The 16333-nt window shown below is 39.8% G+C and carries 17 protein-coding genes; 14 read left to right on the forward strand and 3 right to left on the reverse strand.

The window, feature by feature from the left end:
- The first annotated feature begins 8 nt into the window (after positions 1 to 8).
- The 6 genes from nadB (at position 9) to AC1VNJ_RS01275 (ending at position 6743) form a co-directional block, all read left to right on the forward strand.
- A complete protein-coding gene (gene nadB, locus AC1VNJ_RS01250; protein WP_028411707.1) occupies positions 9 to 1553 on the forward strand; it encodes an L-aspartate oxidase in 1545 nt (514 codons plus the stop codon).
- Positions 1554 to 1588: 35 nt separating this feature from the next.
- On the forward strand, positions 1589 to 2482 hold the full coding sequence (gene nadC, locus AC1VNJ_RS01255; RefSeq protein WP_033579656.1) for a carboxylating nicotinate-nucleotide diphosphorylase: 894 nt from the start codon (positions 1589 to 1591) through the stop codon (positions 2480 to 2482).
- Positions 2439 to 3539 (forward strand): quinolinate synthase NadA, encoded by a 1101-nt coding sequence (gene nadA, locus AC1VNJ_RS01260; protein ID WP_482640360.1) that lies wholly within the window; start codon positions 2439 to 2441, stop codon positions 3537 to 3539. The genes nadC and nadA overlap by 44 nt, the downstream gene beginning before the upstream one ends.
- Before the next feature lie 214 nt (positions 3540 to 3753).
- Entirely contained in the window at positions 3754 to 5034 is a 1281-nt protein-coding gene (safA, locus tag AC1VNJ_RS01265; protein WP_482640259.1) for a SafA/ExsA family spore coat assembly protein, read from the forward strand.
- Positions 5024 to 5989: a phosphotransferase gene (locus AC1VNJ_RS01270; protein ID WP_325077292.1), complete on the forward strand. Its 966-nt coding sequence runs from the start codon at positions 5024 to 5026 to the stop codon at positions 5987 to 5989. Before safA ends, AC1VNJ_RS01270 begins: the two co-directional genes overlap by 11 nt.
- Before the next feature lie 94 nt (positions 5990 to 6083).
- Positions 6084 to 6743 carry a YhcN/YlaJ family sporulation lipoprotein gene (locus tag AC1VNJ_RS01275; protein ID WP_033579658.1) on the forward strand — a complete coding sequence of 220 codons (660 nt, stop codon included), beginning with the start codon at positions 6084 to 6086 and terminating at the stop codon, positions 6741 to 6743.
- A 103-nt stretch (positions 6744 to 6846) separates the two neighbouring features.
- Here AC1VNJ_RS01275 and AC1VNJ_RS01280 read toward each other — a convergent pair whose 3' ends face one another.
- Positions 6847 to 7926, reverse strand: coding sequence for a YsnF/AvaK domain-containing protein (locus AC1VNJ_RS01280; RefSeq protein WP_028411701.1), 1080 nt, complete (start codon positions 7924 to 7926; stop codon positions 6847 to 6849).
- A gap of 291 nt (positions 7927 to 8217) precedes the next feature.
- Between AC1VNJ_RS01280 and AC1VNJ_RS01285 the strand changes: the two genes are divergently transcribed.
- The 7 genes from AC1VNJ_RS01285 to yajC all read left to right on the forward strand — a co-directional run bounded on the left by AC1VNJ_RS01285 (position 8218) and on the right by yajC (position 13428).
- On the forward strand, positions 8218 to 8754 hold the full coding sequence (locus tag AC1VNJ_RS01285; protein ID WP_028411700.1) for a BofC C-terminal domain-containing protein: 537 nt from the start codon (positions 8218 to 8220) through the stop codon (positions 8752 to 8754).
- Between the two features lie 296 nt (positions 8755 to 9050).
- Entirely contained in the window at positions 9051 to 9662 is a 612-nt protein-coding gene (gene ruvA / locus AC1VNJ_RS01290; RefSeq protein ID WP_028411699.1) for a Holliday junction branch migration protein RuvA, read from the forward strand.
- 16 nt (positions 9663 to 9678) lie between these two features.
- Positions 9679 to 10680 carry a Holliday junction branch migration DNA helicase RuvB gene (ruvB, locus tag AC1VNJ_RS01295; RefSeq protein WP_028411698.1) on the forward strand — a complete coding sequence of 334 codons (1002 nt, stop codon included), beginning with the start codon at positions 9679 to 9681 and terminating at the stop codon, positions 10678 to 10680.
- Positions 10677 to 10877, forward strand: a complete 201-nt coding sequence (locus AC1VNJ_RS01300) for a DUF2905 domain-containing protein (RefSeq protein WP_028411697.1) — start codon at positions 10677 to 10679, stop codon at positions 10875 to 10877. The genes ruvB and AC1VNJ_RS01300 overlap by 4 nt, the downstream gene beginning before the upstream one ends.
- Before the next feature lie 23 nt (positions 10878 to 10900).
- Positions 10901 to 11929 (forward strand): tRNA preQ1(34) S-adenosylmethionine ribosyltransferase-isomerase QueA, encoded by a 1029-nt coding sequence (gene queA, locus AC1VNJ_RS01305; RefSeq protein WP_028411696.1) that lies wholly within the window; start codon positions 10901 to 10903, stop codon positions 11927 to 11929.
- 23 nt (positions 11930 to 11952) lie between these two features.
- On the forward strand, positions 11953 to 13092 hold the full coding sequence (gene tgt, locus AC1VNJ_RS01310; protein ID WP_013059317.1) for a tRNA guanosine(34) transglycosylase Tgt: 1140 nt from the start codon (positions 11953 to 11955) through the stop codon (positions 13090 to 13092).
- Positions 13093 to 13164: 72 nt separating this feature from the next.
- A complete protein-coding gene (yajC, locus tag AC1VNJ_RS01315) occupies positions 13165 to 13428 on the forward strand; it encodes a preprotein translocase subunit YajC (protein WP_028411695.1) in 264 nt (87 codons plus the stop codon).
- A gap of 35 nt (positions 13429 to 13463) precedes the next feature.
- Here yajC and AC1VNJ_RS01320 read toward each other — a convergent pair whose 3' ends face one another.
- The gene (locus tag AC1VNJ_RS01320) at positions 13464 to 13847 is read right to left on the reverse strand and encodes a TIGR04086 family membrane protein (protein WP_014458132.1); all 384 of its coding nucleotides are present in this window, start codon (positions 13845 to 13847) and stop codon (positions 13464 to 13466) included.
- 146 nt (positions 13848 to 13993) lie between these two features.
- Here AC1VNJ_RS01320 and AC1VNJ_RS01325 point away from each other — a divergent pair, with 146 nt between their 5' ends.
- Complete coding sequence (locus AC1VNJ_RS01325; RefSeq protein WP_028411694.1) at positions 13994 to 14647, forward strand: DUF421 domain-containing protein; 654 nt, start codon at positions 13994 to 13996, stop codon at positions 14645 to 14647.
- A 20-nt stretch (positions 14648 to 14667) separates the two neighbouring features.
- Here the strand turns inward: AC1VNJ_RS01325 and spoVB are convergent, their stop codons facing one another.
- Positions 14668 to 16278 (reverse strand): stage V sporulation protein B, encoded by a 1611-nt coding sequence (gene spoVB, locus AC1VNJ_RS01330; RefSeq protein WP_028411693.1) that lies wholly within the window; start codon positions 16276 to 16278, stop codon positions 14668 to 14670.
- Positions 16279 to 16333 lie beyond the last annotated feature (55 nt).

Here is a 16333-nt window from a genome sequence, read left to right on the forward strand (position 1 = left end):
GGTGTAAAATGTTAGAGACGGATGTTTTAATTATTGGAAGCGGATTAGCAGCGTTTTCTGCAGCTTATGAACTGTGTCGTCATAACAGAGTTGTAATGGTAACGAAAGGGAAAATTGACCGCAATAACTCAGTTCTTGCTCAAGGCGGAGTAGCAGCTGCTATTGGAAGCAGCGATCACTGGAGTGAACATCTCTATGATACGTTGATTGCGGGCAATAAGCATTGCAATGAACAAGCGGTACGCACTTTAGTGGAAGAAGGTGCGGCTGTAGTAAATGAATTGATTCATAAAGGAATGAAGTTTGATAAAAATCCAGATGGTACGCTGCATTTTGGAAAAGAAGGAGCCCATCGTGTCAATCGTATTTTGCATGCAGGTGGGGATGCAACAGGACAAGCGCTGTTCGCTTTTTTGAAAAAAGAAGTACTGCCATATATTACAGTGATTGAAAACGAAATGATTCAGCATTTAGTAACTGTAGATGGAACGTGTAGAGGTGCTATCGGACAAGGTGAAAACAACAAAATTACTATATATTATGCTCGCCAAACCATTATTGCTACCGGAGGAATCGGCGCTTTGTACAAGCATACATCTAACCAGCCGCTTGCGACAGGAGATGGGCTAGCGCTTGCGTACAGGGCTGGAGCAAAATTAGCGGACTTAGAATTTGTTCAGTTTCATCCGACCCTTTTGTATCAAAAGGAAGCGAAAGGTCTAGTATCCGAAGCGGTTCGAGGTGAAGGTGGTGTACTGGTAAATGAATGGAATGAACGCATAATGGAAGGCGTTCATCTCTTTAAGGATTTAGCACCGCGAGATGTTGTAGCAAGGACGATTTTTAATGAAATGAAAAAAGGAAGATCCGTATTTTTAGACATTGAAAAAGTGGCTCATTTTGAACAAAAATTTCCTACGATTACGGCACTGTGTCGAAAGTATAAAATTCAATTGGACAAAAAACGAATACCTGTTACTCCGGGCGCACATTTTTTAATGGGTGGAATTGAAGTAGATGCTTACGGACAAACAAGTGTTGAAGGATTGTATGCCGTGGGGGAAGTTTCTTCTACAGGCGTTCATGGAGCAAATCGTCTAGCAAGCAACTCATTGTTAGAGTGTCTTGTATTCGGAAAACGGGCAGGGCGTCATATTTTACATAAAGCGAGAACGGTATCTCGTTATACTCCCGTTCGTTACGTCTATAAAGGCATGCCTAAAATCCTGCCTGCCACAAGACAAATTCAGCATAAAATGATGGATTGTGTAGGAATCATTCGTCATGAAAACGAATTGGCTACCATTGTGCATGAATTCACAAATTATTTGGATGGAATACCTCTTGATCAAGAAGTTATATATTCGAGGGAAGCTGCAACCATCTGCAATATGCTAACTGCAGGTCTGCTTATTGCCGAGTCCTCTCTTGCAAGAAAAGAAAGTAGAGGAGGTCATTACCGAAGTGACTTTCCACATGAAAAGCAAGAGTGGGAGCATAAGCGAATTATTAAGCAGTCTGCCGCTTCAACAAAACAATCATTGATTTTATAAGCAAGGAAATCTAAAAAGAAAGGTGAGGTAGCATAATGAACACGTTGAAATTACAAACACTGTTGCAGTCTTTTTTTATAGAAGACATTGGAGATGGAGATATAACTTGTGAAGCTATTTTTTCTCCGTCTGACCAAGGGAAGGCTGTGTTTACGGCAAAGCAATCAGGTATTATCGCAGGAGTGGAATTGATTAAAGAAGGATTTCATTTAATAGACCCTAATGTGAAAGTGGATTTCGAAAAAAAAGATGGAGATGTTCTTAAGCCTGGAGATAAAATAGCTGCCGTTTCAGGATCCGTGCGATCTATTTTGACCGGTGAACGGGTAATTTTAAACTTACTTCAAAGAATGAGCGGCATTGCCACGATGACGCACAAAGCCGTAGCGATGCTTGGCAGCTCACATACCCGCATATGTGACACGCGAAAAACAACGCCTGGTCTGCGAATGTTAGAGAAGTATGCCGTTCGTGCTGGAGGAGGTTATAATCATCGTTTTGGCTTGTACGATGGCGTCATGTTAAAAGATAACCATATTGCACATGCAGGATCTATTCTAGACGCTGTTGTGAGAGTAAGAGATCAGCTTGGACATATGGTTAAGGTGGAAGTAGAAATTGAAAATAAAAGTCAATTGCTAGAAGCAATAGAGGCAGGAGCAGATGTCATTATGTTCGATAACTGTTCTCCAGAAGTCATTAAAGATTGGATACCGCTGGTTCCCGCTCATATTGTCACAGAAGCATCCGGTGGAATTACGCTTGGCACGCTCCATTCTTTTAGAGACAGCGGAGTGGACTATATTTCACTTGGAGCTTTAACGCATTCAGCAGGGTCTATCGATATCAGCTTGGACTTATTAACAGAAAGGGGAACAGAAAATGATGAGTTTATTACAAACGCTTCAGCAGCAAACGCTGCCCGCTAAATATACGGAGCTCACAGAAAATGAAATGAAAAGAAGAGTATTAGAAATCAAGAAAAAACTCGGAAGCAAATTGTTTCTGCTCGGCCACCATTATCAAAAAGACGAAGTGTACGAGTTTGCAGATACGGTAGGAGACTCCTTACAGCTGGCTCAAATAGCGGCTGAAAATAGAGAAGCTGAGCATATTGTGTTTTGCGGCGTTCACTTCATGGCAGAAACAGCTGATATTTTAACAGATGAAAACCAAAAAGTCATTTTACCCGATATGCGAGCTGGCTGTTCAATGGCTGATATGGCTACTATTCAGCAAACAGAAAAGGCATGGCCTGTCTTGCAGGCTCTTTTCGGAGATACGATTATTCCGCTTACGTATGTAAATTCTACAGCTGCAATTAAATCTTTTGTAGGCGAACATGATGGTGCAACAGTAACATCTTCAAATGCAAAAAATATGGTGGAGTGGGCATTTTCTAAAAAAGAGCGCATTCTCTTTTTACCAGATCAGCATTTGGGCAGAAACACAGCTTATGATTTAGGTGTTGGACTAGATGAAATGGCCATTTGGAATCCTATTGAAGAAATGCTTGAATATGAAGGCGATATAAACAACATCAAGGTGATTCTATGGAAAGGTCACTGTTCTGTGCACGAAAATTTCACGGTTAAAAATATTGATTATTTACGCGAGAAGCAGCCTGGGATGAATATTATTGTTCATCCAGAGTGTTCCCATGAAGTGGTGCAAAAATCAGATTATGCAGGTTCTACAAAATATATTATTGATACAATTGAACAAGCTCCTTCAGGCTCTAAATGGGCCATTGGCACGGAAATGAACTTAGTGAAACGGATTATCAACAGTCATCCGGATAAAGAAATTGTTTCACTTAATCCCTATATGTGTCCTTGTTTGACGATGAACCGAATTGATTTGCCTCACTTGCTGTGGGCTTTAGAAAGCATCGAAGAAGGAAAAGAAGTAAATCAAATCAAGGTGGATAAACATACAGCAGAAGGTGCTATCAAAGCCCTAACGAATATGCTAGAACGAGCATAAAGATTTTTAAGACAATTAAACAAAGAAGGTCTAAAAGAAGACTTATTGACATATTGTTTGTGTTGATAAGTCTTTTTTTCTTTATCATAAAAACTTGAACCAAACTGTGGGCAAAATGAATAAAAAAATGGTTCAAGGCATATCTTGTGATGAACAAACAGAACTTACTTTGATTTTGCACATATAGATGGCAGAGACTCTACTCGGGAGGGGAATGACGTTGAAAATCCATATCGTTCAAAAAGGGGATACCCTTTGGAAAATCGCTGAAAAGTATGGGGTTAATTTTGAAGAGTTAAAAAAAGCGAATTCTCAATTAAGCAATCCAGACATGATCATGCCTGGAATGAAAATTAAAGTGCCGACAAGCGGAGTGCCTGTTCAAAAAGAAGGAGCTCCTTCACCTGGTATAAAAGAAATGCCTAAAGTTCAACACCCTTATAGTGACCAATCCACTAAAGCTTATCCAGTAACGGAAATTGATGAAAGTTCAGATGACAATAAATCAGCTAATCAGCCTGCTCAGACACCGTTTATGCAACCGATAAAAGAAGCACCAATTGCCCAGCCTAAAAAAGAAGCACCGATTGCTCAACCGAAAAAGGAAGCGCCGATTGCGCAGCCAAAGAAAGAAGCGCCGGTCGCCCAGCCTAAAAAAGAAGCACCAATTGTTCAGCCTAAAAAAGAAATGCCAGTTGCGCCAAAGCTTCCTAAATTAAAGCCAATTGCACCTGAGATTGATATTAACAACTATTACACGGTTAATATGGCGATGCAGGCTCCAAAAAAAGAAGCGCCAAAAGAACTGCCAAAGCATGAATCGCCAGAAAGTCCTGAAATGGAGAGTATCGAAATGCCTCCTCAAATGCCATGTTATCCAATCACGCCGATATCGCCTGTGATGCCAGGCTACGGATTTAATTATATGCCGTGTCATCCGCCAATGTATGCACCACAGCCGTATCCAATGCCAATGTATCAACAGGCTCCAATGTATCATCACGGTTATGAAAACGAATCGTTTGAAGAACATGCAATGGGTGCTCATATGGCACCGATGCCAATGTATCCAATGATGCCACACAGCTGCTATGGACCGGTACAATGCTCTCCTTGTCCGCCTCCATGGGGATATCAGCAGCCCGTTTATCCGGCCTATCATCAAGCACCGATGTATCCACAAGTGCAGGGAGCCATGACAGGTGGACATTATGAAAGTTCTTCGGAAGGTTTTGGAAACGTGCCTTACCATTATGGGCAGCACTATGTCCCACAGCAGCAAGGAGACTGCGGCTGCGGTGAACCAAGACCTGACGACTATGCCACACAGCAGCCTTATCCACAGTATCAGCAGCCGGTACCTTACGGCTTTCAGGATCCAAGGGCACTCTATCCAGCCCCATATGGCATGATTGGTGTACCTCCGTATCCTGCGTTTGACCCAAATGCATTTAGTATTCCAGAATATGATGAGTACGACGAAGATGAAGATTGATTATTATAGACGAGACGATTTTAATTTAAATCGTCTCTTTCTCTATTTGAAAAAAAGAGATATTCACGTTGAGACCTACCGTATGAAAAAGCCTCACGTCATCATCGCGGATACGAATAAAGGAAGAAAAGTAATAAAAGCATACAGAGACAAAGGTAAAATTGAACATGTTTATCACGTTTTATCTCAAATTAAGCAGGGGTATGCGGTTAATTTTGAAACTTACCCAGAAGGTGAACTTTATATAAAGGACCGTCATTTGTATTGGGCGATGATGCCCTTTGTTAAGCAAGTAAAAGAGATAACGTACGAAAGTTTTCAGGATCGGGAAGAGGTATTACAAACATTGATCCGCTATCATGGAGAAGTTCGTAAAAAGAAAATAGCTGCGTATACAAAGCTTCCTGAATATGATCTTATTTTAAAATGGAAAAAGCGGCTTTCCTCTTTTCGAGAAACGTCGTATATATTTAAAGAGTGTAATCAATTTCATGTATATAAAGATATTGTGACTTGGGGGGAAAAAGCTTTAGTTTTAATGGAGCGTTTCAGAGATAGTCAGTTGAACCACTCCATTATTCATGGTGACGTTGCTTCACATAATTTCTTGAAAACAAACCACTTGGGTATTGTTATGATTGATTTTGACTTAGCGGCTAAAGCTCCTGCTCTTTATGACTATGTTCAGCTGGCCCAGCGCTTTTTGCCTTACGTCCAGTGGTCGATGAAAGAACTACTTCAACACTCGAAAATAAAAGAATTAAGCAAGCAGCGTTTTTTTCTTGCTTCTTTGCTATTTCCATCGATGCTGATGAGAAACTGGAATATAAACCCCTCTGCTTTATCATGGGCAAACCGTCAAAGGTTAATGCAGCAATCAGTTGAAGAATGGTCACAGCGTACACGGTTTTATCGATTGATTTACCAGCACTTACAAAACCTACATGACATGTAAAGAGTTTATAAACACTTCATCGAATAAGAAACGGCTTGTCTTTTAATCCTAATAGTAAGCTCAGAGTAAATAGAGCTTAAATTAGGGGGCGATTATGTTGAATAGGTATGTAGCAACTTCTTTAGCTTTTGCATGTATGATGGGACTTGGCGCTTGCAATAACAAAGACCAAGGTATGGAACAACGCTATACAGATACGACACAGCCTGTTGGGTATCATACAAATGAAAAAGCGAATGAACATCGCGTAGATAATCCGAAAGGTCCAATGACTGAAGTTTTAGATGGGAATGGAACACCTAATTATCCGTTAAACGTAAGTGATGGACGTTTTGACAATCCGACAAACCCTTATGGAAACATCAATAATACAAATGATCGTACAAATGGCGTGGCTAATATGTATTACGGTGAAGATTATCCAAGAGACTTTACGGAAAAAGTGGCTGATCGAGCTGCAAGCGTTAAAGGTGTAGAAAATAGTCGCGCCGTTGTCCGTGGAGATCAGCTATTAGTTGCTGTGGATCCTGCCAAAGACATAAATAACGGCCGTTTAAGACAAAATGTGCTCGATAAAGTAAAGCCTATTGCGAAGGACTACAATGTTCAAGTAAAAGTAGATCACGATGTATTTATGAATGCTCGTTCTCTTGATGACGATATTCGAAATGGAAAAGACCGAAATACGATTCAAACTAATTTCAATGGTCTATTTGAATCAGTCGATGAGAATGTCAATCATAAACATCGTTAAATGAAGAAGCAGCTGTCTGTGAAGGGCGGCTGTTTTTTTGATGAGAATACATATAAAAAAGCTGCCATTGAAGCCAGGCAGCTATTCCTCGAACATGTAACTATTAATTTTTCTTGTTAGAAGCAGATTTGTTTGTTGTTTTAGATTCCGCTTCTTCATTTTGAGCGTTAGTTTCGTTTTGTTTGAGGCGACCTTCTCTTTTTTTCGTATCTGCTGGTGCCGTAGCGACACTCTTTGTATTTTTAACATTTTTTGCAGAAGAGCTTGTCTTATTAGCTTGTGTGTTTGGCTTCTCGTTGTTAGTTGTCTGACTATTTTCGTATTCAGCTTCCACGTCGCTTGCTAGAGCTGCAGAAACTTGAGCGTAAGTATGGTCTGTATAGTTCATCATATTTTCGTATACTTCAGGGCTCGCGAGTCCATCAGGTTCTACGCTTGCTTCTTCTTTCTTAATCGTTTCAGTCCATTCTTTTGTTTCTTGAATAAGTTTTTTTCCTATAATTACTTCTTCAACAATAACTGGTCTTTTGGTTATTTCTACTCGTTCTTCCATGATTGGAACACGAATAATTTCATCTTCTGTAAGTGGGCCAGCGTTATAGTCTCCGTCAATTACAGGGCGGCGTTCAATATAAAACTCTTCTCTTGTAACAGGAACGTGTACAGTTCTTTCTTCCTCTATTACTTTTTTGTGGAGTTTTACTTCACCTACTTGAACGCGTTCTTTTAAGACATCTAATTTTTCTTCACGCAGTTGGACAGCTCTATGCTCGTTGTGTTCCGTATAGGTTCCGTACGCTGGAGTTTGTTCAGAGCTTACGGCATCTATCAAAATTAGAATTTTACCAGCAGCTACATCTGTCTCGCACTGCACGGCTGAGATGTCTGGTATGCCCATGCGGATTAATTTTGATTTCAAGCCGCTTCCTTGTTTGAGCCCCATGCCGCCTGTCATCATGGTAAAAAAGTTATCCATCATGACGCCAGCTAATGAACTTACGGCAGGCGAACCAGCTTCAATAATTACATTTGTATCATGACCTATTTGAAATGTATTGCTTTTACTATTAGAAATGACCATGATGTCTGTTTCTCGATAACCTTGACGTTTTAAATTATGGATAACATCTAAAGCTTCTTTTTCTGAAAAAAAAGTTCCGACTACACGTTTATTCATTCTCATTACTTCAGCTCCCTTTTTTATGAAAATAGATAATAGAAGTCCTTACAATTACTTCCACTATGTACATACCCTGCGAAAATTTAATTAAAACGTTTAAGAGAAAATTTTACAAATAGTGTGCAAATGTAACAAATACTCCATGTTTTCTTAACATAATATCGTGAAAAGGATTCGCTTCATAAAATAAGAGGATAAAAGAAAATAAGTAGGTCAAACTATTAGTGTAGATTTTCACAAAACCTTTTTAGATAATACTAAAAAGAGTATGATTAACGTGTGAGGTGAAGGTGAGTGAAGAAAGTCATTCATCAAGCAGCTTTTTTAATGTTAGTAAGTATTGTGCTTTGTATAATGCCATACCGTGCAGATGCGAATGAAAAGGAGCCGATGACATTATTTCTTGAGCGCGTGTATGTGGATGGAGTCGTAAGTCAAGAGATGATCAAAAGCCCTTCTATGACAAAAAAACAATTAATGAAAAAATATAAAAATTGGCGACTGCTTAAAGAAACCGATCGAGAGCTAGTTTTTAGAACAAGCATAGACGATATTTCACCTATTTTAAAAGACAACGGCTACGTAGGGCTTTCTGTTAACGGTATTCTCTCAGCATTTGAAGGCAAGCCAGCTTCGTCGCAGCACATTATACAGTCGTTTTTTCAAATTGACATCAAAAGGCTTGAAAGCTATCAGCATGAACAATTAAAGAAAGGTATTCGCGTTCAATCAAAAGATGAATATCTTTCCCTCATTAATTTCTATAAAATCTATCAGCTCCAGCAGCGGCCGCTTTCGATCAAGCAGCCGTTTTTTAGTATGGTAAAATAATTATTGAATTCAACATTCTAAATTGCTTCTATTTGCTTTTGGCGATATGTTAAAATGGTATTCAGCAGTCTAGTATTGTATATAACTTAAAAGGTCATTCATCAATAAAAGTGGGCGGTTCTATTTTTTACAGCTATTGTAAAAGTGGGTTGAGAAAGATGAAAAGAGGCGAACGTTCTCTTGAACGTCTTTTTAAAAGGAACTGTAAAGGAAAATAGAGAACGATGCGGGCAGGACTCTTCATAGGTAAGATGGAAGGTCACTGCCCGCGCGTACGTGAGTAAGGAGAGAGCTTATTGTTTGATTATATCAAAGGCACGGTTACATATATAAATCCTGAGTATATAGTAATTGAAAACAACGGAATAGGCTATCAGGTCTTTACGCCGAATCCATACGTGTTTTCAATTGATGAACAACCAAAAACGGTTTACACCTATCAATATGTAAGAGAAGACGTAATTGCACTTTACGGGTTTGCTTCGCGAGAACAAAAGGATTTATTTATGAAGTTAATTAGCGTGTCAGGAATCGGCCCAAAAGGCGGTTTAGCTATTTTAGCGTCAGGTAATCCAGCGCAGGTTGTCCAAGCTGTGGAGGAGGAAGACGAGAAGTTTTTAGTTAAGTTTCCAGGAGTAGGTAAAAAAACAGCTCGACAGATGATTCTAGATTTAAAAGGAAAGCTGCATGATATTGTGCCAGATGCCGTTCCTTCTTTATTTGCAGATTTGGACGCACAAGAAGTCAAATCTCAAAGTTCAGAAGCACTCGATGAAGCGATTGAAGCACTTAAAGTATTAGGTTACGCAGAAAGAGAAATCAAAAAAATTGTTCCAGCTTTAATGAAGGAAACGATGACAACAGATCAGTATATTAAAGAAGCGCTAAAACGATTATTGAAACAATAAGTAAGGGAGGAGTAAAATGGACGATCGTATTGTAACGGGAGATGTTCTTGGTGAAGAAGAAATCATCGAGCAAAGTTTGCGGCCGCAAACCTTACAGCAGTATATTGGTCAGCATAAAGTAAAATCCCATCTTGACATTTTTATTAAAGCTGCCAAAATGCGAAGCGAAACGTTAGATCACGTGCTCTTATATGGTCCTCCAGGATTAGGTAAAACAACCCTTGCCACTATTATCGCTAATGAAATGGGCGTGCAAATCCGAACGACCTCAGGGCCAGCCATTGAGCGTCCAGGCGACTTAGCCGCGGTTTTAACCAGCTTAGAGCCTGGAGATGTGCTTTTTATTGATGAAATTCATCGATTAAATCGTTCAGTTGAAGAAGTACTGTACCCAGCAATGGAAGACTTCTGTTTGGACATTGTGATTGGAAAAGGGCCGAGTGCACGTTCTGTCCGTCTTGATTTGCCTCCGTTTACGCTAGTAGGTGCAACAACAAGAGCAGGGCTTTTATCTTCTCCTTTACGTGATCGCTTCGGCGTTTTAAGCCGTTTGGAATACTATCAAGAAGAAGATCTTGCTTCGATAGTAGAAAGAACAGCAGCTATTTTAGATGTAGAGATTGATCAGAAAGCGACGTTTGAGATGGCTAGGCGTGCTAGGGGAACTCCACGTATTGCGAATCGCTTGCTTCGAAGAGTCAGAGATTTTGCCCAGGTAAAAGGAGACGGAGCTATAACTGAAACCCTTGCTACTGAAGCATTAGAAATGTTACAGGTGGACCGTTTAGGTCTTGATCATATTGACCATAAATTATTAAGAGGGATTATTGAAAAATTTAGAGGCGGGCCTGTAGGCTTAGATACAATATCAGCTACTATTGGTGAAGAATCTCACACGATTGAAGATGTATACGAGCCTTATTTACTACAAATTGGCTTTTTGCAGCGAACGCCTCGAGGACGAATTGTGACTCCTTTGGTTTATGATCATTTTCAGCTGGAGGTGCCTGATCAGTGAATGATATGCCTAAGATGCTGATCACATTAGGAGGCATTTTAGTAGTCATTGGGCTGTTATGGCAGTTCGTTGGCAAGCTTCCTGGCGATATTTTTATTAAAAAAGGAAATACAACCTTTTATTTCCCGATTGTGACATGTATCCTAGTAAGCGTTGTGTTATCACTTATTTTTTATGTAATTGGCAGGTTTAAATAATTAAGTAGAAACAGGTGAACATTTTGAAAGTAGATTTATTTGATTTTCATTTACCAGAAGAATTGATTGCGCAAACACCACTTGAGCAGCGAGATGCATCAAGACTCATGGTATTAAACAAAGAAACAGGAAATGTGAAACATCATATGTTTCATGACCTTCTTGATTATGTGCAAGAAGGAGATTGTTTAGTGTTAAACGATACGCGTGTTCTTCCTGCACGTTTATTTGGCACAAAAGAAGATACAGGTGCTAATATTGAAGTATTGCTTTTAAAACAAACACAAGGCGATACGTGGGAGACGCTTGTAAAACCGGCTAAGAGAGTAAAAGAAGGAACGGTTATTTCGTTTGGTGACGGACGTCTGACTGCTGTATGTAAAGAAACGAGCGATCAAGGCGGACGTTTGCTAGAATTCAACTATGAAGGCATCTTTTATGAGGTGCTTGAACAGTTAGGAGAAATGCCGCTGCCGCCTTATATTAAAGAACGTTTGGATGATCAAGAGCGCTATCAAACGGTTTTTGCCCGTGAGCAAGGTTCTGCAGCAGCGCCAACAGCAGGTCTTCACTTTACAGAAGAGATGCTTGAACAGTTAAAAACAAAAGGTGTGCATATTGCATTTTTAACGCTTCATGTCGGATTAGGTACGTTCCGTCCAGTCAGCGTTGACGACTTAGAAGAGCACGATATGCACGCAGAGTTTTATCAAGTGAGTGAAGGAACCGCGGCTTTACTAAACAGCGTACGCGAAAAAGGCGGACGCATTATTTCAGTAGGTACAACTTCTACCCGTACTCTTGAAACAATTGCAACTGAGCATAACGGAAAATTTGTTGCTTCTTCAGGCTGGACCAATATTTTTATTTTCCCAGGGTATGAATTTAAAGCAATTGATGGAATGATTACAAACTTCCATCTTCCAAAATCTACGCTCATTATGCTTGTAAGTGCCTTAGCAGGAAGAGAAAACGTCATTTCTGCCTATGAACAAGCTGTAGCAGAGAAGTATCGCTTTTTCAGCTTCGGCGACGCGATGCTAATCGTGTAATTTAACATGAAAGGAATACATCAATGACAGCAATTCGTTACGAACATATAAAAACTTGTAAACAAACAGGAGCGCGTTTAGGTATTGTCCACACGCCTCATGGTTCATTTGAAACGCCTATTTTTATGCCAGTAGGCACATTAGCTACAGTAAAAACAATGTCTCCGGAAGATTTAAAAGCAATGGGGGCAGGCATTATTTTAAGTAATACGTACCATTTATGGCTTCGTCCAGGTCATGAAATTGTTAAAAAAGCAGGTGGTCTGCATAAATTTATGAACTGGGATCGTCCTATCTTAACAGATTCAGGCGGCTTCCAAGTTTTTAGTTTAAGCGATTTGCGCCGTATTGAAGAAGAAGGCGTTCATTTCCGCAACCATTTGAATGGAGACAAGCTTTTCCTATCTCCAGAAAAAGCGATGGACATTCAAAATGCGCTTGGGTCTGATATTATGATGGCATTTGATGAATGCCCACCTTATCCAGCAGAATATGACTACTTAAAACGTTCAGTAGAGCGTACTAGCCGATGGGCAGAGCGATGCCTTGAGGCTCACAGCCGCCCTCAAGACCAAGGTCTTTTTGGAATTGTTCAAGGCGGAGAGTTTGAAGATTTACGCCGTCAAAGTGCAGCTGATTTAGTATCAATGGACTTCCCAGGTTATGCTGTGGGAGGCCTGTCAGTTGGAGAACCAAAAGATGTGATGAATCGTGTGCTTGAGTTTACGACGCCATACTTGCCAACTGACAAACCTCGTTATTTAATGGGAGTAGGATCACCTGACTCGTTAATTGATGGAGCAATTCGCGGGATTGACATGTTTGACTGCGTATTACCAACGCGTATTGCACGTAACGGAACGCTTATGACAAGTGAAGGTCGTCTTGTTGTTAAAAATGCCAAATATGCAGAAGACTTCGGTCCGATTGATCCAAACTGTGACTGCTACACATGTCAAAATTATTCAAGAGCGTATATTCGCCACTTAATTCGCTGTAATGAAACGTTTGGAATTCGTTTAACATCTTACCATAACTTATATTTTCTGCTAAACTTAATGGAGCAAGTCCGTGAAGCCATTCGCGAAGACCGACTTGGCGATTTCCGCGATGAGTTCTTTGAAAAATATGGGTTTAACGGCCCAGACGCAAAGAATTTCTAGGTCACTACAGGAATTTTCATCAAATTTATGAATGAGTACCTGTTGATAATATAAATAAAAGGAGGAGTTTTCATGGGTGTTTTACAAAATATTTGGCCATTACTTTTAATGTTTGTCATTTTCTATTTCTTGTTAATCCGTCCACAGCAAAAACGTCAAAAAAACGTACAGCAAATGCAATCAGCACTTAAAAAAGGTGATAAGATTGTTACAATTGGCGGTATGCACGGTTTGGTAGAAGCAATCGATGAGTCACAAGTTGTGGTTCGCAGCACTGACGGTTCAAAATTAACATTTGACCGCAATGCTATTCGTGAAGTAAGAAGCGTAGATTAATAAAAAAACGTCACGTACATGTACGTGACGTTTTTTTATGCTTCTCGTGAACCGGCAATGTTTACGCCAACAATTCCCCCGAGAATAGCGACTCCAATAAACCCAGCGTGAAATAAAAGCTGCTGTGCAGAAAACAGGTGACTATAGCCGAGGAATTGCAGCAAAAACATTAAAAAAGAATAAGAAATACCAGTGGCTCCTCCAACAAGCAGTCCCTTTGAACCGTTTCGTCCTCCCGCGATAAATCCTCCGATAAACAGTGTAATAAATGAGAGAATAAGTAAAAATAAACGTACGGACTGTTCTTCAAGCGATGTGAATTTTAAAATAAGCGAAAAGATAATGCTAATCGCTAAAGCCATCACTAAGATTGTTGCTACCCCTGCAAATACAGCGTTGCTCATTCGTTTTGCACCCAACTTGTTTCCCCCTCATGAAATAAAAAGATAGGTGAACCCTTAGTACGAGCATATTCGGGATGACTTCAAAATAGACGCATAAAAGTAAGGCTATTTTAAAATAAATGGTACAAACTACAAGGGAATACATAAAGGAGGTCTTTGCAGTGGAACTATTAATCATGGTTGCGCGAACCGTGCTTTTGTATGTAGTAGTTTTAATTATTTTTCGCGTTATGGGCAAAAGGGAAATAGGAGAGCTGAGCATTTTGGATTTAGTTGTCTTTATTATGATTGCTGAAATGGCAGTAATGGCTATTGAAAACCCAAAAGATCCTTTGCTGTATTCAATTCTTCCGATGTTAACGCTTCTTATTATTCAAATTGGTTTAGCTATATGGTCTCTTAAAAGCAATCGAATGCGAAATTTTATTGATGGTAAACCTAGTATTATCATTGAAAATGGAAAAATAAATGAACATGAAATGAAAAGGCAGCGATATAACTTCAATGATTTGCTTGTGCAGCTACGAGATAAAAATATAAAAAATGTAGCTGATGTTGAATTTGCTATTTTAGAATCTTCAGGAAGGCTATCCGTGTTTGAAAAAGATCAGCAATCAGGTAAAAAAGGCAATTTGAATTTGCCTTTTATCATTGACGGCGTTATTCAAGAAGAGCATCTGTTGCATGAACATAAAACAACGGAATGGTTAAGGCAGGAGTTAGAGAAACTGGGGCATTCAAACTTAGACAAGATTTCATATTGCAGCTACGACAACGGAAAATTTTTTATAGATTTAATAGATGTGAAACAATAAAACGCGGAGTGCTCCGCGTTTTATTTTCGTTTAAAATAACGTAAAACAGAAAAGCGATTTAATTCTTCTTTTGTTATCAGTCTAAAAAGCAGCAAAAACAGTACATATACAAAGCTTGTCAGTGCAATTGATAAAATGGTTCGTAAGCTTAACGGGATGGAAGTGAAAAGGTTCATATAAGCAAAGTGTCCAATAAAGCCTGATATGCCCATTACAGCAAAGCTGCGAAGATACTCAAACACATGAAGCTTATACGTGATTTTTTTCATGACCGTAGACAGATGTAAAAGAGTGACAAGCATCATTCCCACAACAATTGCAAGGCCAGCTCCCATAATGCCTAGATTGGGCTGAGTTGCGAGTAAGAAGATAAGAGACGTTTTGACCGCTGCTCCTATAAAACTGTTAATCATGGCGGCTTTTGCAAGGTCTAGCGCCTGCAAAACAGCTTGAAGCGGCCCTTGAAAGTAATAAAAGATAAAAAAAGGCGCCATGACTTTGACAAAAATAGCAGCTTTGTCAGAACCATACATCAATTCCATTACCGGATTAGCAAATACATAAAGAACAACAACGGCCAGTCCGCCTGTTACAAACGACAAGCGGAGAGCTTGATGAAGCCGATATTCGATTTGTTTCATTTGATTCTGTGCAAGAGATTCACTGATTGCGGGAACCAAAGAAGTGGATAGAGACACCGTTACAAAAGAAGGCAGCATCAGGAGAGGGAGTGCAAAGCCTGTTAATTCTCCGTACTGCTTCGTTGCTACCGCTGTCGCTACTCCTGCAATTGCTAAACTTTGAGCTACTACAATAGGTTCTAAAAACCAAGAAATTGACCCAATCATGCGGCTTCCTGTCGTGGGAAGAGCGATTCGCATTAAGTCAAGGAACGTATCTTTGCCCGCATGTAAAGAAGCAAAAAATTTTCGTCTTACCGTTATTTTCTTCTTTCGCTTGAACATAAACACCATGTAAAACAGGGAAGCGAGCTCTCCAAATACCGAAGAGAGCATAGCGCCAGCCGCGGCGTACTCAATTCCATAAGGTAAAAATGCTTTTGTACAGACAGCAATTAACGTAATTCGCACCACTTGTTCAATAATTTGAGAATAAGCAGCGGGCTTCATTTGCTGCTTTCCTTGAAAATATCCGCGAATGACAGACGACACGGCGATGATCGGAATAACAGGAATAATCGCAAGCAGCGGATAGATCGTACGTGAATCTGTAAAGAAGGTTTTTGCTACAACGGGAGCGAATAATATTAGTCCGAGCGTAAATAAAACGCTCAGCGTACACGTAATACTTAAAGAGACGACAAGTATTTTTTTTATTTTATGCCTGTCACCTAAAGCTTCTGCTTCTGCCACTAACTTTGAAATGGCAACCGGTAGCCCAAGCTGTGTTAAGGTGATTACTAATACCAGCGTGGGGACCGCCATCATATAAAGTCCCACACCTTCGTCTCCAATCATTCGAGCCACCACAATTCGATTGACAAACCCGAGTACACGTGTAATTAAGCCAGCAATTATTAAAATAATAGTTCCCTGTAAAAATTTAGACATATACTCACTGCTTTCTTGAGGTTTATACAGTGAATATATGCGCCGTCGGTGTCCAAGCATGACAAGTATTCCTCATACGAGAAAGAAATTTTACGCAAAATGTCAAACGGAAAGG

The organism is Priestia sp. 3CA3, from assembly GCF_056836725.1.